Genomic DNA, 18737 nt, shown 5'->3' with positions numbered 1-18737 from the left:
ATCAAGCGGAAGTTACACTTCCCACTAGCTTGCGTGCGTGAAATAAACTCAATTAAAACAATGGCTTAAATGTTGGCATGCATCTTGTTATACCTAGCGCCTAACTTCGTAATTGTTGGCAAGGATACTCAATGGCAATCAGTTTTGACAATGCGCTTGGCGTTCATCCCCACACATTGAATTTAAGAGCTGAGCGCTCAAAAGTTATCGCAGGAAACCTGGCAAATGTCGATACCCCTGGGTTTAAAGCGAGAGATTTCGATTTTCAGGCGGCGCTGGCTCAGGTTGAGCAGCGCCACACTCAGCACACATCGTCGGCGAATACCGAGTTGATGTACCGCAATCCATACAACAACTCGATCGATGGCAACACGGTTGAGCTCGGCGTTGAGCAGGCGATGTTTGCCCAAAACGCGATGGATTTTGAAACCAGTTTAACGTTCCTCAACATGAAATTCAGAGGCTGTCGACAGCCATTACAGGACAGTAATCACTATGTCATTTGGAGATATTTATCAGATCGCAGGCTCGGCAATGACGGCGCAAACCACGCGTCTGAATACCATTGCCAGTAACTTGGCCAATGCCAACTCTGCAGCCACCACAGAAGCCGACACATACCGCGCCCGTAAGCCTGTGTTTGCCACGGTTTACGAGCAGTCGCAACAGCAACTTTTCAGCCCAAATAACACCATTTCAGGTGCTCGCGTACAAGTGCTGGATGTGGTGAATACCGAAGGTCAGCTAGACAAGCGTTATGAGCCGGGTAACCCGATCGCCGATGCGGATGGGTATGTGTTCTATCCCAATGTGGATGTGGTACACGAGATGGCAGACATGATGTCGGCGTCGCGCAGTTTTGAAACCAATGTCGATGTACTTAGCCGTACACGCAGTATGCAGCAAGGGCTGCTTAAACTTGGTCAGTAAGGAGCCATTATGTTAGCTGCTATGTCCAATGAGGCATCCAACCAAACCACCAGTGACGGTCAAATTGCGTCTAACGGTGGTCAGGACAACACCTTCCTGACGTTAATGATTGCTCAGATTCAAAACCAGACGCCACTGGATCCGCTCGATACCACCCAGTTCATGACTCAGCTTGCGCAGATGACCCAAGTAGAGACCATGCAGAACATGAACTCAACCGTGACCAACCAAATGGTATTGCTCGACAACATTCAGGTGCTGACCACTGCCGGTATGGTGGGTCAAGAAGTACGTGTATCAACCAACGAAGTGGAATTTGAAGGCGATGCACACAAAGGTGTGATTGATTTAACCAGCTCGGTTGAAAGCTTGAAGATCGAGATTCGTGACGATGCGGATCAGTTGATTGAAACGGTGGACTTGGGGGCAAATAAAGAGGGCGAAGTGGCCTTCACTCTAGACCCGAAAGCGTTGGGATTAACCGATGGCCACTATCAATTAACCGTTGTCACGGATGATATGGACTACACCCCAGAGTTGATGCTCGAAGGGACGATTGAGAAGATGCGTATCCCACCGGGTGGCGGTTCGCCTGAATTCTTAATTGCTGGCGTTGGCTACGTGCCATTTTTCCAAGTTACTCAGTATGGCGAAATGGATCCGAGTGACGACCCGACACCAACCCCATTTTTTAATCGACTGGCTAGGCGCTAAATCTTAGATGACCCAGTTGCTTACGAATCACAAAATTTAGGAAGAATACAATGAGCTTTAATATTGCAATGAGTGGCTTGAACTCCACTTCTCAGGAATTGAATACCATCAGTAACAACATTGCTAACGTATCAACCGTTGGTTACAAGTCTTCTCGCGCGGAGTTTGCTGCTGTGATGAATGGTGGCATGGGTGGTGGTGTTGAGATGTCTGCAGTCTCTCAGAGCTTTAATGGCGCCAACATGGTGATGACAGGCCGTTCAACAGATTTGGCGATTGGTGGCAGTGGTTTCTTTGTTCTACAGGACTCTGACGGTAGCACTATGTATAGCCGCGCTGGCATGTTCCACCAAGACAAAGATAACTACATCGTCAACAGTGCAGGTCACCGCCTGCAAGGTTATAGCGTAGATGCCAATGGCAACGTAATGACCGGTTCGGTGAGCGATCTTCAAGTTCAAACCGGTTCTGTTCCTGCCAAAGCAACGGGTAGTGTGGTTTTTGCGGCTAACTTGGATGCTGGCGCGACACCAATTGATACCGATATCGACTTCGATCCAGAAGACAGTGATAGCTACAACTCGTCGTACACCACGACGGTATTCGACTCATTGGGTAATGAGCACACTATGACTCAGTACTTTGTTAAGACGGATGATAATGAGTGGGAAGTGCATTACCGCATGAATGGTGAAGATTTTGGGGCTGATTCCACAACCCTTGAATTTGATAGCAATGGCAGCCTAGTGACACCTACAGATTCTATTGCATTGACCTACATGCCAGAGACAGGAGCATCAGAGCTTCAGTTTGACCTCTCGATATCTGGCACTACTCAGTTTGGTAGCGACTTTGCCGTATCAACTAACCGTTCTGACGGCCATACCGCAGGTGAGCTCACAGGAATTTCTATCGATGAAGATGGTTACTTGTTTGCCAACTACAGCAATGGTGAGCAAATGATTCAGGGTCAAGTCATTCTAGCAGACTTCCCAAATAACGGTGGTTTAGTACAGGTGAGTGATACTGCTTGGTCGGCCACTCAAGCATCGGGCCAGCCTTTAGTGGGTGCGCCGGGTACAGGAACATTGGGTTCACTTAACGCAGGTTACCTAGAAGAGTCGAACGTTGACTTAACGGGCGAGCTGGTTGGCTTGATGACGGCGCAGCGCAACTATCAAGCGAACGCACAATCACTATCTACGCAGCAGCAACTCACTCAAGTGCTGTTCAACCTGTAGGGCTAACATCGCATGGATAAGATGATTTATACCGCAGCCAGCGGTGCAGCGCGGGTGTTTACCGCGCAGCAAATTACCACCAATAACCTCGCTAACATTAATACCCACGGTTTCCGTGCCGACATGGAGCGTGCACAAGCATTCGCAGTACAAGGTGGCGCTTACGACACTCGCGCACTTGTGCAACCGCAAACCAGCGGTACTCGTTTTGATGCCGGAGCACTGCAGCAAACAGGTCGTGAACTAGACCTAGCGATCCGTGGGGACGGCTTCTTTGCCCTGCAAACCGACGATGGCCGCGAGGTGTATACCCGCGCAGGTAATGTTGAGCGCAGTCCAGAAGGCGATTTGTCGATTAACGACATGCCGCTACTAGGCAATAACGGCGAGATGCTTAACGTACCGCTTTATAGCTCAATCGAGTTTGGAGCCAATGGCGCGATCAACATAGTGCCGGAAGGGGAAGCACTGGCGATTGAAGTGGGTCAGGTCAAGCTGGTTAACCCTGATACCGCCGAGCTGCAAAAACTTGAAACAGGCTTTTTTGGTAGCGAAGAAGCCTTTGCTGCGGCGGAAGATGGTCAAGTGACCATGGTGTCTGGCTTTTTAGAGCAGAGCAATGTGGTGGCGGTGGAAGAGATGGTCGCATCCATGCAGCTGAGCCGTAATTTTGAAATGCAGTTAAAGATGATGCAAACCGCTGAAAAGATTGCTGAAGCGGGCAACCGATTAGTTAGAGCGTAGAGGAAACAACATGAACGCAGCATTATGGATTAGTAAAACCGGCCTCGCCGCTCAAGACGCCAAGATGGCGACAATTTCCAATAACTTAGCTAACGTGAATACCGTTGGCTACAAGCGCGATCGCGTCGCATTTGAAGACTTGTTCTACCAAATTCAGCGCCAACCTGGTGCGATGGTCGATGAAGTGAACGAGCTGCCAAGTGGCATTCAACTTGGTTCGGGTGTACGTGTGGTCGGTACGCAAAAAGTGTTCACCGAAGGCATGTATCAAACCACCAATCAAAGCTTAGATGTGGCGATTGATGGCCAAGGTTTCTTCGAGTTGGAAACGGCCGACGGTGAGCTTACTTACACTCGTAACGGTCAGTTCCACTTGAACTCTGAAGGCATGTTGGTGACCGCACAAGGCTTGCCATTGGCGCAAGGTATCCAAGTACCAGAAGATGCGGAAACCATCACCATTGGTAACGACGGTACGGTTTCAGCAAAAGTGGCAAACAGCGATTTCCCACAAGACTTAGGCCAGATCACACTAGCCAACTTCATCAACCCAGCCGGTCTAGAGGCGCTTGGTGGCAATATGTATCGCCAGACTGCTTCTAGTGGTGAAGCGATTGATGGCATTGCGGGTGAAGGTGCGTTCGGTCAGCTGAAGCAGGGCGTTCTAGAAGGCTCAAATGTTCAGGTGGTTGAAGAGATGGTGGACATGATTACCACTCAGCGTGGCTACGAAATGAATGCTAAGGCCCTCTCTTCGTCGGATGAGATGCTGCAGTACATTAACCAAGTTCTTTAATCGATAGGGTAATCACTAATGCTGAGATGGCTGGCACTGTTGTGTAGTGCATGGATGCTGGTGGGGTGTGCTGCAAACAACACCTCACTGATTGATGATAGACCGTCGCCAGACGACGATGTTTATGCGCCGCCCCAATTAGACTACTCACTACCTGATGCGACTTCAGGCTCTGTTTACCGAGACGGCTATATCTGGACGTTGTTCCAAGATCGCCGTGCGTACCGAGTGGGCGACATTCTCACGGTATCGCTCGATGAAGATACACGCTCTAGCAAACAGGCCGACACCAACTTCGGTAAAAACTCGTCGGTCGGTTTGGGTGGATCTTATGATACGGGCAGTAGCTCAGGCGCGGCATCGGGTGATCTCTCTGGTGATAGGGATTTTCGCGGCAGCTCGGCCAGTTCTCAGCGAAACTCTTTGCGTGGTTCGATCACCGTGATGGTGCACGAAGTTCTGCCAAACGGGGTGCTACGCATCAAAGGCGAGAAATGGATTCGCCTCAATCAGGGGGATGAGTTTATTCGTCTTAACGGGTTGGTGCGCGTAGACGACATCAACAACGGCAACGAAATTTCTTCGCAACGCGTCGGTGATGCTCGAATTACCTACTCACAAAGCGGAGTTCTGGCTGATGCCAACGAAGCAGGTTGGCTAACCAAGCTGTTCGTTAATCCGTTATTCCCATTCTAAGAGGTCGCGATGAAATCGAAATACATTTCCATGCTTTTCTTGGCGCTGGCGTCTTTGCTGGTGGTGATGCCAAGCCACGCGACGGATTCGGCGAATGCATCTGCCAATGAGCGCTACTTGATTGATTTGGTTGACATTCAGGGGTTGCGTGAAAACCAATTGATAGGTTATGGCTTAGTGGTCGGTCTCGACGGAACAGGCGATCGTAACCAAGTGAAGTTCACCAGTCAGTCGGTCACCAATATGTTGCGCCAGTTCGGCTTGCAGCTCGATGACAAAATCGATCCAAAACTACGTAACGTGGCGGCGGTGAGTGTTCACGCATCAATCCCACCTTTGACAGGCAAAGGGCAAACTATTGATATCACGGTCTCGTCGATCGGTGATGCCAAAAGCTTGCGCGGTGGTTCACTTCTCATGACGCCAATGCGTGCCATTGATGGTCAAGTATACGCGGTGGCACAAGGCAACTTGGTGGTTGGCGGCATCAAAGCGGAAGGTCGCACAGGTTCTAGCATTACCGTGAATGTGCCAACCAGTGGTCGCATTCCATCAGGGGCGATTATTGAGCGTGAAATTCCCTCGGATTTTGCCACCAAGCCACTGATTACTCTAAATCTACTGCAACCAAACTTCACCACGGCGCGCAATATCTCGCGCACTGTGGATGAAATGTTTGGCCCAGACACGGCAGTGGCACTAAGTCATGCGCGAGTTGAGTTGCAAGCGCCGGAAGATTTTGAGCAGCGTGTGGTTTTTATGTCGATGCTGGAAGAGATGAAGGTCGATATTGGCCGACAACGTGCGCGAGTGGTGTTTAACACCCGAACCGGCACCGTCGTGGTTGGTCAAGGGGTTCAGATTGGTCGTGCGGCGGTGAGTCATGGCAACTTAACCGTGACCATTGGCGAGTCATTTAACGTCAGCCAGCCCAATGCCTTTGCTGGTGGTAACACCGCCATTGTTCCTGAATCGGACATCGATATAAATCAAGAGCGCAATCCAATGTTTATTTGGCCTGAAGGGGTTGAGTTGGAGACGATCGTTAACGCAGTCAATAGCTTAGGGGCTTCTCCCGATGATGTGATGGCGATTCTGCAAGCACTCAATACGGCGGGTGCGCTGAATGCTGAACTGGTTGTGATATAGGAAGTAAAGATGACAGTAACCACACTTCCAGTGAATCCGCTGGCTCTGCAATCAATCCACTCACGGGCCAACCAAATTGCGCCCAACGATATTAGCCAGAACGGGATAGGCACAGTCACCACGTTCGACAGCCGCAGTTTGAACGATCTGAAGCTAGCCGACGAGCAACAGGCCCTGCAGGGCGTGGCCGAGCAGTTTGAGTCCATGTTCTTACAGATGGTGCTCAAGCAGATGCGTCAGGCTAGTGAAGCACTGAGCAACGATGAGAATAACCCACTGTTTAGTAGCCGCGAGCTGAGTACCTATCAGGAGTTTTTTGATGGTCAGCTTTCAATTGAAATGGCCAAAGGTCGTCTTGGATTGGCGGAATCCATTGTCGAACAGCTTTCAAAGCGCGGTATAAGCGAGCAAAATGCGCAAATGACATCGAATCCATTTAAGGAAACCGACGACACGGTCGCTTTATATTCTCAGGAGCCGACAACAGTCGCGGCTCACAGTACACGAGCATTTCATCAGCCTCTGCTTTTAGTCAACGAGTCGCTAGTGAATGATAAGGAGTCAGCAGTATGAGTTTGATGAATATCGGTTTATCAGGGGTGACCGCTAGCCAAGTGGGTATGAATGTGACGGCGCAAAACGTCGCCAACATTAACACCCCAGGTTACAGCCGCCAGCAAGCAGTGTTTGGTACCGTTGGACCTCAGTCTATGGGTGATGCGGGTAATGGTGTGAGCGTAAACAGCATTCGCCGCATTACCGATGACTACCAAACCAATCAGCTGTTTCGTGCGAGCTCCTTGATAGGCTCTACGTCAACGTCGGCTCAGCAACTTGTTAGGCTTGAAACGCTACTTGCGGCAGATTCGATGGACATCGATCAAGGCTTCAACAGTTTTTTCTCTGCGCTGAACGGCTCTAGTCCAACACCTTATAGTTCGGCAAACCGTACTCAGATTATCAGTGAAGCGGAAGCCCTGGCTAATCGCTTTAACCAGTTGAGTAATTCGCTTGATGGGCAATATTCCGATCTTAACCAGCAGCGTACATCGGCAGTGGCGCAAGCCAATAGCCTCCTGACGAATATTAGTCAGCTGAACGAAGAGATTCGTAAAGGAGAAGCGACAGGGGCTAACACTTCAGCTCTGCAAGATGAGCGTGATGTATTAATTACACAGTTGTCAGAAATCGTTGAAGTACGCACTACTGACGCTGGTGATGGCACTATTGAATTATCGCTACCGAATGGTCAGCCGCTGATCAGTGGTAATCAAACCGCGCAGTTTGGAGTGGAAACGGATCCGAATAACCCCCAAAGTACTGTTTTGACACTGAGCTTTAACGGTCAAGACTTCCCGCTCACGGGGGATATTGGAGGGGCATTAGGCGCATTGGATGACTACGAATATGATGTGCTTAAGCCAGCAATGGAAGTCATTAATGACATCGCTTATGAGTTTGCGACCGCCTTTAACGACCAGCTCTCTCAAGGTTTTGACTTAAATGGTGAACCGGGTAAACCTCTATTTATCTTTGATCCAGATAATCCTGCATCGACCTTATCGATTGACCCTGATTTTAAACCTGAAGATCTCGCGCTGTCGGAAGATGGCACAGCAGGTTGTAACGGTAACTTGCTCAAGCTGATTGAGATTCAAGATCAGGAGTTTGAGATTGGCCACCTTGGCTCACAGACGTTAGGTGGTGCTTACACCTCTCTGGTCGGGGATATCGCGGTTAAGTCGCGTCAGGCTCAATCTGATTATCAGGCAGCAGGCAACATCTATGTGCAAGCAACGGTAGAGAAGTCGGGCACTAGTGGCGTCAACATGGACGAAGAAGCGGTGAACTTGATGAAATACCAGCAGGCGTATCAAGCCAACTTGCAGGTGATCAATGCAGCGAACCAGACGTTCGCGTCCGTGATGCAGCTTTTCTATTAATCCAAGCCTGTTAGTCAAAGTATTTAAGGAATCAGTATGCGCGTTAGTACGAATCAATACAGTCAAATGATGTCCTCTAGCCTCAATAACAACTCGCTAGGGCTCAATAAGCTGATGCAGCAGATGGCAACAGGTAAGCGAATCCTTCTGCCTTCTGATGACCCAATGGCATCAACTCGTGTCAAAACCTTGCAAGGGCAGCAGGCCTCACTTAGCCAATACCAGAGTAATATAGAACAGGCGGATGTATTGCTGAAAAACCAAGAGGTGTATCTCAGCAACTCTGTTGACGTGATGCTGCAGATGCGTGATTTGATGCTTTGGGCGGGCAACGATGCCAACGGACCATCCGAGCGTGCGGCGATCGCTGATGAGTTGGAGCAGTTGCAAGAATCCTTAGTTTCCCTGATTAACGCTAAAGATGAGAATGGCAAATACCTGTTCTCGGGCAATGAAGTGAATGAAGCACCGCTGACCAAAGATGCAGACGGCAACTGGATCTACAACGGAGACAGTGGTGTGCGTGAAGTCGTGGTTGGCGATGGTGTGACGGTGAAGATTAACGTTAATGCTGGCGATATGTTCTTCTCGGGCGACTCTAACCTGTTCAACCAAATTGATGATCTGGTCGACGCGCTACGCGATCCAGACTTCAGTGCTGGTGGCAGCAATATTATCGAAGAGAGCGTGGCGGTGCTGGATGCAGCGCTAGGTACTGTGACCAGTGAAGTGACTAACCTTGGTGTGAGACAGAATACGTTAATGACCATGGGCGATGGTCACAGTGAAGTCGAGCTGTTCAACAACCAATTGATTGGTCAGCTGGAAGATTTGGACTATGCCGATGCAATGATCGAGTTTAACAACTACTTGCTTGCCCTACAGGCGACGCAAGCTACGTATGTGAAGACATCGAATATGTCTCTTTTCTCGATGATGTAATCGCTCAATCAAGGCTGTTTAATCCAAGTAATAGGTAGTTAAGTCACTATGGTTTCACAAGTTAGCGATCTGAGAGCCGCTACGTCGGGCAATCATCAACCTTCGGTGATTGCTAAGCGCGCCGAGCAAACGACTCGCGTTGCCGACAGTCAGCAGCGCGACCCTATTCGTTTGTCACGCACACTAACGCCGGAACATACCCGTCAACAAAGTTTGCTGCAGCGTGCGCAACAGCAGCTTGCTTCCGCGCAGGTCGCCGAGCGCAGTTTGATGGATATTGGTAAAGGCCTAATGGATTTGAACAAACGTTTGGGTATGGCCACCCGTTCTGCGCAGGCATCCCATCAAGTGGAGTCACAAGTCTCGCAAATTACCTCATCACTTGAACAAACGTTTAATCAAGCTCAATACCAAGAACAGCCAGTTTTGAGTCGTCAGCTTAGGCCGAACTTTCATGGTGATGCTCAAACCACCTTTTCCGTGAAAGGCCTTGATACAACGCGAGTGGTCAATCGTGACGAAATGTTGGTGTTTAATTTGGGCAAGGGTGGTGCGAACGCGGTTCCAGTGAAAATCCCTGCTAACGCCACCCCTGAAAAACAAGCGTCTCAATTTCGCCAGGCCTTTAATGAGCATGGGATTGGTGTTGGCCTAAATAAGCAGCGTCAGTTGGTGTTTAGTGCAAAAGAGGGCGACTGGCAGCGGTTGCAGCAAAGTTTGAAGGTGACCGGACAGGGTGAACGCTTTCCTGCTGGCAAAGCAAATCGAGCCAAAATAGAAGCGACTGAACTTCGTTTCGAACCCACTAAACTGAAGGTTGATCGCGCCGCGTTGCACGATAGCCAAGCGGAAACAAAACGTTTGATGCAGCAGGTCAAAGCGAGCGTTCAAGAGCTTCGTGAATATCGTCGTGTGATATCGGAAAAGATGAGCAGCATCAGTCAAAAAAGCCCGCAATTAGCGGGGTTGTCACTGGAATCTGTTGAGCGCGATTTACAATCGATTTTACCTCAGGAGATGAGCTTTACTCAGGTGTACCAAAACATTCGGGTGCAGGCGAATGTTCATCGCCATACCGCTGTTGCGTTGCTGTCTAAGTAGTCACTTACAAAGCAGTGGTCGACACGACCAAAACACTTTCCGCTTAATATTCTACAACGCTACCGTTTGATTCTCGGTAGCGTTTTTCTTGGCATCATGTTTCTTAGCAGTATGAAGACGAGGTTAGGATGCAATCACAACTTCCTCCAGGCATTGAAAAATTGGTTCGGGTAGAGCCACAGCAGCTCAAGTCCGAACGGCAACTCTCGCAACCGGCTCAAACAGCGAGTCACCTTCCTTCTCGTCCGACTCAGCAACAGCTCCCAGGATTTACGCTGCCGTTAGCGCAATGGCAAGTGGTGCGTATGTTGTATTCGGCCCACTCGGTAACGCCAACCCGCAAGGATATGGCGTATCAAACGCCCAATCGAGCGACGGCTCAACTTACCATGCCAACCGATCGAGGTATTCTCGCCGCGAAATTTGAACTGGATGGTCAGCCTCATCAATTACGTTGGCAAATTTCTCAAGCGAAGCCGTGTTGGTGTCATCAACGTTAGCCAGCGATCAAGTTGTAAAGCTATTACCTTCAGTGAATGGCAGTTGGCGGTTGGTGGGCAGTGGTTCCGATATGGTAGAGCCACTTCAACTGTTGTGGTTGCCCGCGCAAAAGAGAGCACCACGCTTGTCTCCCATAGATTATCAGTTGGCTTGGCTGCAGAGATTAGCAGTGGTCTTGTTTGGGCTATTGGTACTGCTAGTGGCCTTGTTATAAGGCAAGGACGACGAAAAAACGGTATAAGTCACAAGGTAAATATTCGCCAAACCTCCCAAAAATTAGCCCAATTGGATTTAATATAATTTTTTTTCAGTCGTGGGAAAAAGAATTGTTGTTTAGAGGTTTAAGCGATTAAAAATCCAAGACGTTTATTAACTGTGTAAGCGGTACAGCATAACCAAAGAGGATGAACTCATGCTATCGATTCACACTAACTACACGTCTCTACTGACGCAAAACAACCTAAACAAAACTTCTGGTGCAATGGACCAAGCGATGCAGCGCATCTCTACGGGCTTCCGCGTTAACTCTGCAGCAGATGATGCAGCAGGTCTTCAAATCGCGACTCGTCTACAGTCTCAAGTAAACGGCCTATCTGTTGCGTCTCGTAACTCTCAAGATGCGATCTCTATGCTACAAACAGCAGAAGGTGCATTCGATGAGATGACAAACATTGCTCACCGCATGAAAGACCTAGCGACACAAGCAGCTAACGGTACTAACTCTGCAGATGAGCACTCAGCGATGCAAGCTGAGTGGGACCAACTAGCTGATGAGCTAGACAGCGTAATTCAAAACACGCAATTTGGTTCAGGTAACAACCTATTCCGCGCAGAAACGGATCCAGGCGTAAGCGGTGACGGCGGTATCTTCGACAGTGCAATCACTTTCCAAATTGGTTCTTCGACAGCTGAAACATTGACTCTAGATGTATCTGGTGGTCTTGGTAATGTTCGCAATGGCATCGGTGAAGCGGATCCAGCTGGTGACGGTAGCTACCAGGTACAGGTCTATTTGGTATCGATCTAGGCGCTGATGCAGCGGCTGGTATGGATGCTGTAGATGCACTACTAGGCGATGTGGGTTCTCTACGCTCTGAGTTCGGTGCAACCATCAACCGTCTAGACCACACTGTAGTTAACCTAGGCAACATGCGTGAAAACACTGAAATGGCGAAAGGCCGTATCATGGATACTGATTACGCGGTTGAATCTTCAAACATGATGAAGAACCAAATGCTAACGCAAATGTCTATGTCTATGCTTTCTCAAGCAAACGGCATGTCTGGCATGGTAATGAGCCTAATCTAAGCCATTCCCTTCTTGCTTTTCGTATCTTACCGCAGCCTTTGGCTGCGGTTTTTTTATGCCTTAAAAAGGACAGACCCTATCTTCAAATTCGCTTCTAGCCTTAAGTAGCATCCTCAGTGGTAATGGTATCAAGATCGCGAAAATAGTCTCGAGCAAGGTTAAGTCAGCGCCCGATCTCGTCGTTTTTCTAGCTATAGAAACTCAGTTTTAAAACGGCTTTTTTCAGGCGGAATAGAAGGTCTATACAAGACTTCCGCAAAGCGGAAATTCCACTTCCGTATATGCGTCTTTTAGGGCTAATAAAGCAACAAACTACTACATTTATGCTGCTAAATTGCACGAAATAAGCAAATTTAACAGTGATTTATAGATTGGAACACATCTTGCTCCTATAGCTTGTTTCTCATAGAGAAATGGAAGTATTGAGCAATGGATGCGACCGATTAACCACATACCAATGCTCGCTTTCTGCGGTATTTACCCACGCATGTTTACCAAGGTAAGTAGCCAGATGTTTGCAAGCATCAATAACTAGGAAGAGTGACATGATCGATCCAGCACAAATGGCCATGCAGATGGTAATGATTCAACGACAGCCGTTTGATATTCAGTACGCGAATCAGCAAGCAATGTACCAAACACAATTAGATGCATGGAAAGAGATCGACACTGCTTTTTCAAGTTTTAAGTCTGCATTGGATGACTTCAATAAGCCTGATAACAGTTTTGTTAAAAACTCAGTCACCACCAGTGAAGATGGTTACATCAACGCTACGGCAGGTCGTTATGCTCGCGAAGGCTCATACGACATTTTTGTTCAGCAGCTTGCGAAAGCGCAGCAAGATTCAATCAGTTTTGAAGGTGGTGAGCTGCCGTCTGAGGGCTCGATGACCCTAACTTTGTCTAATGGCGAAAGTGTGGACATCAATTTTGCTGACTTTGAAGACATGCATGCCCTAGCAGACCACATCAATGAGCTCGATGAAGGCATCAATGCCAGCGTAGTGCGCACCGATGGCGAGTTGCATCTAATGCTCAGCTCTGACGAGACCGGTGTGGAAAACGGCTTTGAGGTCGATGTTCAAGGAGCGAACCACAACCATCGCCAGCTGAATGAGGCGCAAGATGCGGTGATTCACTTGGGGGGTGAGGGCGGCTTGGTGATTTCCAACAGCACTAATACCTTTGATGATGTGATTTATGGCGTGTCGTTTGAAGTGACAAAAGCGCACCAGCCAAATGAAGCACCGTTGACCATGGTGGTCGGTACCGACCAAGAAGCATCGAAGGATGCAGTTGAAGAGTTCGTTGATGCTTATAACGATTTGATGAAGGTCATTCTCAAGCATACGCAAACTGAATTTCAAATCGAAAATGATGACAGTGACGACGATGATGACGATAGCACTAGCAAGGTCACTGAAGCGGGCGTGCTGGCCAGTGATTCCACCGCACGCAGCATCCGCAACCAGCTAAATAGTGTTACGCGCGGCGTATTCGATGAAGGCACATTATACAGCATCGGTATTGAAGCTAATCGCGATGGCACATTGAAAATTGATATCGATCGATTAGAAAAAACTCTGGCAGAAGAGCCAGAAAAAATCGATGCCATCTTCTTTGGTGATTCAGGGTTGCTTGCAGGTCTAGAGCAAGTGATTGAGCCTTATACGGGCAGCGGTAACAGTGGCAGCAATTTGCTAAAAACTCGCCAAGACACTTTGCAGGGCAATATTGATCGTGTTGATGACAAAAAAGAGCGCCTCGACTACCGAATGGAAAAAGCCTACGACCGTTATTTGCGTGAATACACGGCAATGGCGCAGGTGATGTCGCAGATGCAGTCGACTGGCTCAATGTTTATGTATTAAGGAGTATGGATGTTTACCGAAGAATCTGGCTTTGATGCTTATCAACAAGTGGATGTAGAAGCCCAAGCAGCGGCAGCTAGCCCGTATCAGTTAGTACTGATGTTGATTGATGGCTTTCTCGATACCTTAACGCGAGCAGAAGCGCATATGGAGGCGAATCGTTTCAAGGAAAAAGGCGAAGCCATTGCCCGTTGTTTGGACATCATTGGTGGCCTCAACAGTGCGCTGGATATGGAACGTGGCGGCGAGATGGCACAGCAGATGAACCGCTTATACGATTTTTGCAGTTTGCGCCTGTTTGAGGCGAGCACTTACAACGAAGCGGACAAGTTATCGGAAGTTCGCACTGTGATGACCAACATTCAAGAAGGTTGGCAGAACTTTGGAGCTGTCCATGGAAATAAGTAGTGCTTTGCTAAGGAAAATGGTGATTCATCTCGATCACTGCTGCGCTAAGAAAGAGTGGCAGCAGTTACGTAAGCTGGATCTACAGATTCGCACTGTTCTAGATACCTTAAATGGCCAGCCTGAACTGGCCAATCGCCTACAAGCCGATCTGGTGAATCTACGTCGTCATCATGAGGTTGCGATTGAGCGCTGTGATGAAGAGAAAAAACGCATTGGTATTACCTTGGCGCGTTTGCAAAATCAGCGCGAAGGTATTGAAGGCTACTCCCAAGTAGAAAGGGGCGTGGCATGAGCGTGATAGGGACATTACCTCATCTGCCATCATCGAATGGCCAACCTGGACATGTAGACTCACAACACTCGGCAATTTCATTTGAGGAGTTGCTCGGTCTGTCCGATGCTCAAGCCAATAGTGAAGGTCAATATTGGTTCGACCTTTATGATCAACTTAAAGGTCTTGCGGAGCAAGAGAACTGGCAGTTTAACAGCGAGCAACCGCTGCTCGCTCAGTTGCCGCCAGAAGGGCAGTTTCGTGTTCTATCGGTAGTTAGCCAATTCGACAGTGAAGTGCAGCAGCAGATGGTAGCGATGATGCGCCGCGCTGATGGCCTGCACAGTGTCGATGTCCAACTCGGTCAGCCAAGGCATGGTTTAGCGCCAGTAAATGGCGACTCAAACAGTTTGAACTTCTCTCAAGCGGTTGAGCGTTTGATTTCCAACGCCTTGGTGCCCGCTCGTCCAGAGCATCACAACCCCGAGCTGCTTCAGCCCGTAAAGCCTCACACCTTGATGACATCAAACTTAGTGAGTCAGGCGGCGAACTTCACAATCACACCAGATGCGACCCAGCTGTTTAGTGCAGCTCAACCTTCTGTTCAATCTCATACTCAAGCGACAGCAATGACAGAGTGGGCGCCCGTTAAAGTGGATGAAAATAAGCAAGCTTGGGGGCAGCAAATGCTAGCGGTACTTAAAGACCGCGTTCAAATGCAGATGAATCAAGATATCTCACAAGCGCGTATTCGTCTCGACCCACCGAATTTAGGCAGTTTAGAGCTGGCGGTAAAGGTTGAGAACAACAAGGTCCACGTGCAACTTTTTGCTAGCGATCCCACCTTGCGCGAGGCCATTACGCAACAGGCTGAACGGCTGCGTCTCGATCTTGAATCGAAGCAACTCGCGGGAACCAGTGTTGATGTGGATGTCAGCGATCATCAATCGCACTCCGAGTCTGAAGCCATGGTGATTGCTCAAGAAGAAGTGACTCAGTCAGATTGGCAGGAGTCGACCTTAAAATCTTCTGGTCATGATGACCACCGAATTACCCGACTAATCTAAGGAAGACGTCATGATCAACGTTAATCTTTCAAGCGCAAAAATCTTAATGCTGGCGTCTTATCAGCCGCGCTGATCGCCGGAACTGCCGTAGGCACATACTACCTGATGGATAGCAAACTTGCCGAAGGTGGAAGCTTATTTGGGGGCGGACAGCCTGAGAAGCAAGTTCATTTCATGTCATTGGATAAGTTCGTTATTTCACTCAATGGCGATGAACGCATGCACTATTTGCTGTTGGAGTTGGATTTGAAAACCGCCAACGTTCGCGCACATGAAGACCTAAAAGCTTTCCGTCCTATCGTCAATAACGTGCTTTTGAAAATGTTTAGCCAAATGAGCTACGAAGAGGTGCGAGCATCGAATGATATTGAGGTGTTGCAGCGCCAGGTGAAGTCTCAACTTTCGACCACGCTCGCCCATAGCGGTTACTTACACAGCATAGAAGATGTGCTGTTCACTAAGTTGGTCCTTCAATAAAAAGGTAGGAAACATGCTAGAGAGTCAGTTCTGTTTAGAGCAAGAGTATTTCAATGTTGATGCCAAGCCGCCGCAAATGGACGAAGGTGAGGTACTGAGAAAGTATCTGCCACTTGTGAAACGTATAGTGAACCAACTTCGTCCTCATGCTACGAGCACAGTTGGATTGGACGACATGGAGCAGCTGGGGTTGCTCGGCCTACTTGAAGCCGCAAGACGTTATGGCGAGATGGACGAAAACTTTCCACTGTTTGCCTCTCGTCGAGTACGTGGCGCAATCTTAGATGAGCTGCGCCGTAGAGATTGGAGACCACGTCAGTTGCGCCAACAAGCTCATGACTTGATGAACAGAATTAAAGTACTGACTAAGAAACTGGCCCGTGAACCAAGTGAGCGAGAAATTCTTGCCGAGCTTGAACTCTCTAGTGATGAATACCACCGACTGTTGTATGTCAGTCAGGCAGAAGAGCTACAAAGCTTGGATGCTTTGATGCAGCAAGGAACCGAAGCTTACCCCTTTGAATCTGCGGAATATGGGGTGCAGCAGGTGATTGACCACGATTTGATTCGCTATGCACTGACTAAAGTGCCTGAGCGCGAGCAGATCATTCTCAGCTTGTATTACCTCAAAGAACTGAGCTTAAAAGAAATTTCCATGGTCGTCGGGTTAACCGAGGCGCGAGTGTGTCAGCTACATAAGCTGGCATTGAAGAATTTGCAAACGATGATCAAACGTCAGATATAGAGGAACAATCATGCAAAAAATTATAGGAATAGCGATCATCGTCTTCGGTGTATTTGGAGGCTACGTCGCCGCGGGTGGGTACTTAGGTACCATGTGGCAGCCAGCGGAGCTCATCATTATCTTAGGGGCGGGATTGGCGCATTAATCTTAGGTAATCCGCATCACGTGATTGTGGAAATGTGGCGTCAAACTAAAGGCATCATGGTGAAGAAAGACGAGCGTCGCTTATATCAAGAGCTGCTGTCTTTGATGCACCACCTACTTGAGCAAGTTAGAGCAGGCGGCATGCGCGCATTGGATGAGCACATTGAAGAGCCGAACCAAAGCAGCCTGTTTCTCGCTTACCCAGAGATCATGGAGCACCCGGAGTTGGTGGTCTTCATCTGTGATAACTTCCGCTTGATGGCGATGGGAAAAATCTCAGCTCATGAACTAGAAGGCATGTTAGAGCAAGAGATCTTGTCGATTGAAGATGACATGTTGACCCCTTCTCGCAGTATGCACCGTATGGCGGAAGCGATGCCAGGATTCGGCATTCTAGCGGCGGTCATGGGTATCGTGATCACCATGACCAATATTGATGCCGACATGGCGCAGATTGGCATTAGCGTTGCGGCAGCACTAGTGGGGACTTTCTTGGGCATCTTCTTTTGCTACTGCGTGTTTGACCCAATCAGTGCGGCGATGGAGAAGAAAATTAAGCGTGAGATTTCCGCATTTGAGTGTGTGAGAGCCATTTTAGTCGCGTATTCCTCGGGTAAGTCTTCACTGGTTGCGGTCGATGCTGGACGTAAACTTATCCTACTAGACGTTAAGCCTACCTTCTCTGAAATGGAGAACTGGGTAACACAGCGAGTATTTCAATAATGCGTAACGCCCAACAACATATCATTGTTCGTCGTTCGCGCCGTCGAGGGGAAGGCCGGCGAGCCACAGGCGCTTGGAAAGTCGCCTTTGCCGACTTCACCTTGGCAATGATGGCCTTCTTTATGGTGATGTGGGTGGTTCAAGTCACCACGTCTGATGAAAAGAAACGTATTGTCGGTAAGTTGGCGGGCAATCCAGACATTATCGCAATAGACGAAAACTTCTCGAACAATAGCCCATTTCCGATTGATTTTGGGGTAGTGCACTACCGGATCAATTAAGTGCTCGCCCAAGCAACCCTACCGATTTGGGCAACAGTTTGACCATTAACGTCAAAGACGGTGATGGCAATAACTATGGCGGTACAGGCACCGAGAGTCTGTCTTTGATTGCTGGCCGTTACGATAGCAAGAAGAGATGGTGGTGCTGGGGGATTTCATTAATGAATACAGCAAGCACCTGTCGGTGAGTGAACATGTTCAGGTTGAGATTGTACCGCAAGGCTTACGCGTTTTGGTCAATGATGATGAGCAAAAGCCGATGTTTCAGCGTGGTGGTTCGATGCTGACGCATTACTTTGAAGATTTACTATTGGCGTTAGCCCAATCTTTACCACGGTCGAAAACTCGCTCATGATCTCGGGCCATGCCGATGCAACCGCGTTTAATCAACGTTCGACTAACAGTAACTGGACCCTGTCTGGAGACCGAGCCCAGCGTGCACGAGAGGTACTGGAATTTGGTGGCATGCCAAAGCAGCGTGTATCACAAGTGACGGCCATGGCCGACAACATGCTGCTTGATGAGCAAAATCCAACCAGCGCAGTGAATCGTCGTATTGAGATATTGGTGCTGACTGCGCAGAGCGAAGACATGCTCAATGCTTTGTTTGGTCGCTCGCAAGGCAGCGCACTGCAAGAAGCTCAAGCAGCAGCTCAATACAACCAACCTGTAAGCGGGTAAATCA

General features: G+C 48.8%; 21 protein-coding genes and 3 pseudogenes. All 24 read left to right on the top strand.

The features are described from left to right. Positions 1-131: 131 nt before the first annotated feature. Positions 132-488, top strand: a pseudogene (gene flgB, locus UA76_RS11015) (flagellar basal body rod protein FlgB); the annotation flags it as partial. Between the two features lie 7 nt (positions 489-495). Then, positions 496-930, top strand: a complete 435-nt coding sequence (gene flgC / locus UA76_RS11010) for a flagellar basal body rod protein FlgC (RefSeq protein WP_047045951.1) — start codon at positions 496-498, stop codon at positions 928-930. A 9-nt stretch (positions 931-939) separates the two neighbouring features. Beyond that, positions 940-1644, top strand: a complete 705-nt coding sequence (locus tag UA76_RS11005) for a flagellar hook capping FlgD N-terminal domain-containing protein (protein WP_052772022.1) — start codon at positions 940-942, stop codon at positions 1642-1644. Positions 1645-1694: 50 nt separating this feature from the next. Further along, complete coding sequence (gene flgE, locus UA76_RS11000; protein ID WP_047045949.1) at positions 1695-2885, top strand: flagellar hook protein FlgE; 1191 nt, start codon at positions 1695-1697, stop codon at positions 2883-2885. Between the two features lie 12 nt (positions 2886-2897). Further along, a complete protein-coding gene (locus tag UA76_RS10995; RefSeq protein WP_047045946.1) occupies positions 2898-3629 on the top strand; it encodes a flagellar basal body rod protein FlgF in 732 nt (243 codons plus the stop codon). Between the two features lie 10 nt (positions 3630-3639). Continuing rightward, complete coding sequence (gene flgG / locus UA76_RS10990) at positions 3640-4425, top strand: flagellar basal-body rod protein FlgG (RefSeq protein ID WP_047045943.1); 786 nt, start codon at positions 3640-3642, stop codon at positions 4423-4425. 18 nt (positions 4426-4443) lie between these two features. Further along, positions 4444-5121 carry a flagellar basal body L-ring protein FlgH gene (gene flgH / locus UA76_RS10985; protein WP_047045941.1) on the top strand — a complete coding sequence of 226 codons (678 nt, stop codon included), beginning with the start codon at positions 4444-4446 and terminating at the stop codon, positions 5119-5121. Positions 5122-5187: 66 nt separating this feature from the next. Further along, positions 5188-6270, top strand: coding sequence for a flagellar basal body P-ring protein FlgI (locus tag UA76_RS10980; RefSeq protein ID WP_047046021.1), 1083 nt, complete (start codon positions 5188-5190; stop codon positions 6268-6270). A 9-nt stretch (positions 6271-6279) separates the two neighbouring features. Continuing rightward, on the top strand, positions 6280-6843 hold the full coding sequence (locus UA76_RS22495; protein WP_052772021.1) for a rod-binding protein: 564 nt from the start codon (positions 6280-6282) through the stop codon (positions 6841-6843). Further along, on the top strand, positions 6840-8213 hold the full coding sequence (gene flgK / locus UA76_RS10970) for a flagellar hook-associated protein FlgK (RefSeq protein ID WP_047045938.1): 1374 nt from the start codon (positions 6840-6842) through the stop codon (positions 8211-8213). Before UA76_RS22495 ends, flgK begins: the two co-directional genes overlap by 4 nt. A gap of 36 nt (positions 8214-8249) precedes the next feature. Further along, positions 8250-9155: a flagellar hook-associated protein FlgL gene (gene flgL, locus UA76_RS10965; RefSeq protein WP_047045935.1), complete on the top strand. Its 906-nt coding sequence runs from the start codon at positions 8250-8252 to the stop codon at positions 9153-9155. A gap of 48 nt (positions 9156-9203) precedes the next feature. Further along, positions 9204-10256 carry a hypothetical protein gene (locus tag UA76_RS10960; protein ID WP_047045933.1) on the top strand — a complete coding sequence of 351 codons (1053 nt, stop codon included), beginning with the start codon at positions 9204-9206 and terminating at the stop codon, positions 10254-10256. Positions 10257-10384: 128 nt separating this feature from the next. Further along, on the top strand, positions 10385-10756 hold the full coding sequence (locus tag UA76_RS10955) for a hypothetical protein (RefSeq protein WP_047045930.1): 372 nt from the start codon (positions 10385-10387) through the stop codon (positions 10754-10756). Positions 10757-11169: 413 nt separating this feature from the next. Beyond that, positions 11170-12065 (top strand): annotated as a pseudogene (lafA, locus tag UA76_RS10945) (lateral flagellin LafA). 545 nt (positions 12066-12610) lie between these two features. Beyond that, positions 12611-13936, top strand: a complete 1326-nt coding sequence (fliD, locus tag UA76_RS10940; RefSeq protein WP_047045924.1) for a flagellar filament capping protein FliD — start codon at positions 12611-12613, stop codon at positions 13934-13936. Between the two features lie 9 nt (positions 13937-13945). Next, positions 13946-14344, top strand: a complete 399-nt coding sequence (fliS, locus tag UA76_RS10935) for a flagellar export chaperone FliS (RefSeq protein ID WP_047045921.1) — start codon at positions 13946-13948, stop codon at positions 14342-14344. Next, complete coding sequence (locus UA76_RS10930; RefSeq protein ID WP_047045918.1) at positions 14331-14636, top strand: hypothetical protein; 306 nt, start codon at positions 14331-14333, stop codon at positions 14634-14636. Before fliS ends, UA76_RS10930 begins: the two co-directional genes overlap by 14 nt. Next, positions 14633-15682 (top strand): flagellar hook-length control protein FliK, encoded by a 1050-nt coding sequence (locus UA76_RS10925; protein WP_047045916.1) that lies wholly within the window; start codon positions 14633-14635, stop codon positions 15680-15682. Before UA76_RS10930 ends, UA76_RS10925 begins: the two co-directional genes overlap by 4 nt. 105 nt (positions 15683-15787) lie before the next feature. Further along, complete coding sequence (locus UA76_RS10920) at positions 15788-16159, top strand: flagellar basal body-associated FliL family protein (protein ID WP_052772020.1); 372 nt, start codon at positions 15788-15790, stop codon at positions 16157-16159. A gap of 13 nt (positions 16160-16172) precedes the next feature. Continuing rightward, on the top strand, positions 16173-16904 hold the full coding sequence (gene fliA / locus UA76_RS10915; RefSeq protein ID WP_052772019.1) for an RNA polymerase sigma factor FliA: 732 nt from the start codon (positions 16173-16175) through the stop codon (positions 16902-16904). A 10-nt stretch (positions 16905-16914) separates the two neighbouring features. Then, positions 16915-17771, top strand: a pseudogene (motA, locus tag UA76_RS10910) (flagellar motor stator protein MotA). Continuing rightward, positions 17771-18052, top strand: a complete 282-nt coding sequence (locus UA76_RS10905; RefSeq protein ID WP_047045912.1) for a flagellar motor protein MotB — start codon at positions 17771-17773, stop codon at positions 18050-18052. Before motA ends, UA76_RS10905 begins: the two are co-directional and overlap by 1 nt. 136 nt (positions 18053-18188) lie before the next feature. Further along, positions 18189-18407: a hypothetical protein gene (locus tag UA76_RS22490; protein WP_052772018.1), complete on the top strand. Its 219-nt coding sequence runs from the start codon at positions 18189-18191 to the stop codon at positions 18405-18407. Continuing rightward, complete coding sequence (locus tag UA76_RS22485) at positions 18404-18733, top strand: OmpA family protein (RefSeq protein WP_052772017.1); 330 nt, start codon at positions 18404-18406, stop codon at positions 18731-18733. Before UA76_RS22490 ends, UA76_RS22485 begins: the two co-directional genes overlap by 4 nt. Positions 18734-18737 lie beyond the last annotated feature (4 nt).

Source organism: Vibrio mexicanus (assembly GCF_001012815.1).
GTDB lineage: Bacteria > Pseudomonadota > Gammaproteobacteria > Enterobacterales > Vibrionaceae > Vibrio > Vibrio mexicanus.
The sequence above is the reverse complement of the archived record's forward strand: the minus strand, read 5'-3'. Positions and strand labels throughout refer to the sequence as shown.

Bases quoted from the DNA above. Each gene is read 5' to 3' on its own strand.
- flgC (WP_047045951.1), top strand. From the start codon at position 496: ATGTCATTTGGAGATATTTATCAGATCGCAGGCTCGGCAATGACGGCG.
- UA76_RS11005 (WP_052772022.1), top strand. From the start codon at position 940: ATGTTAGCTGCTATGTCCAATGAGGCATCCAACCAAACCACCAGTGAC.
- flgE (WP_047045949.1), top strand. From the start codon at position 1,695: ATGAGCTTTAATATTGCAATGAGTGGCTTGAACTCCACTTCTCAGGAA.
- UA76_RS10995 (WP_047045946.1), top strand. From the start codon at position 2,898: ATGGATAAGATGATTTATACCGCAGCCAGCGGTGCAGCGCGGGTGTTT.
- flgG (WP_047045943.1), top strand. From the start codon at position 3,640: ATGAACGCAGCATTATGGATTAGTAAAACCGGCCTCGCCGCTCAAGAC.
- flgH (WP_047045941.1), top strand. From the start codon at position 4,444: ATGCTGAGATGGCTGGCACTGTTGTGTAGTGCATGGATGCTGGTGGGG.
- UA76_RS10980 (WP_047046021.1), top strand. From the start codon at position 5,188: ATGCCAAGCCACGCGACGGATTCGGCGAATGCATCTGCCAATGAGCGC.
- UA76_RS22495 (WP_052772021.1), top strand. From the start codon at position 6,280: ATGACAGTAACCACACTTCCAGTGAATCCGCTGGCTCTGCAATCAATC.
- flgK (WP_047045938.1), top strand. From the start codon at position 6,840: ATGAGTTTGATGAATATCGGTTTATCAGGGGTGACCGCTAGCCAAGTG.
- flgL (WP_047045935.1), top strand. From the start codon at position 8,250: ATGCGCGTTAGTACGAATCAATACAGTCAAATGATGTCCTCTAGCCTC.
- UA76_RS10960 (WP_047045933.1), top strand. From the start codon at position 9,204: ATGGTTTCACAAGTTAGCGATCTGAGAGCCGCTACGTCGGGCAATCAT.
- UA76_RS10955 (WP_047045930.1), top strand. From the start codon at position 10,385: ATGCAATCACAACTTCCTCCAGGCATTGAAAAATTGGTTCGGGTAGAG.
- fliD (WP_047045924.1), top strand. From the start codon at position 12,611: ATGATCGATCCAGCACAAATGGCCATGCAGATGGTAATGATTCAACGA.
- fliS (WP_047045921.1), top strand. From the start codon at position 13,946: ATGTTTACCGAAGAATCTGGCTTTGATGCTTATCAACAAGTGGATGTA.
- UA76_RS10930 (WP_047045918.1), top strand. From the start codon at position 14,331: ATGGAAATAAGTAGTGCTTTGCTAAGGAAAATGGTGATTCATCTCGAT.
- UA76_RS10925 (WP_047045916.1), top strand. From the start codon at position 14,633: ATGAGCGTGATAGGGACATTACCTCATCTGCCATCATCGAATGGCCAA.
- UA76_RS10920 (WP_052772020.1), top strand. From the start codon at position 15,788: ATGGATAGCAAACTTGCCGAAGGTGGAAGCTTATTTGGGGGCGGACAG.
- fliA (WP_052772019.1), top strand. From the start codon at position 16,173: ATGCTAGAGAGTCAGTTCTGTTTAGAGCAAGAGTATTTCAATGTTGAT.
- UA76_RS10905 (WP_047045912.1), top strand. From the start codon at position 17,771: ATGCGTAACGCCCAACAACATATCATTGTTCGTCGTTCGCGCCGTCGA.
- UA76_RS22490 (WP_052772018.1), top strand. From the start codon at position 18,189: ATGGTGGTGCTGGGGGATTTCATTAATGAATACAGCAAGCACCTGTCG.
- UA76_RS22485 (WP_052772017.1), top strand. From the start codon at position 18,404: ATGATCTCGGGCCATGCCGATGCAACCGCGTTTAATCAACGTTCGACT.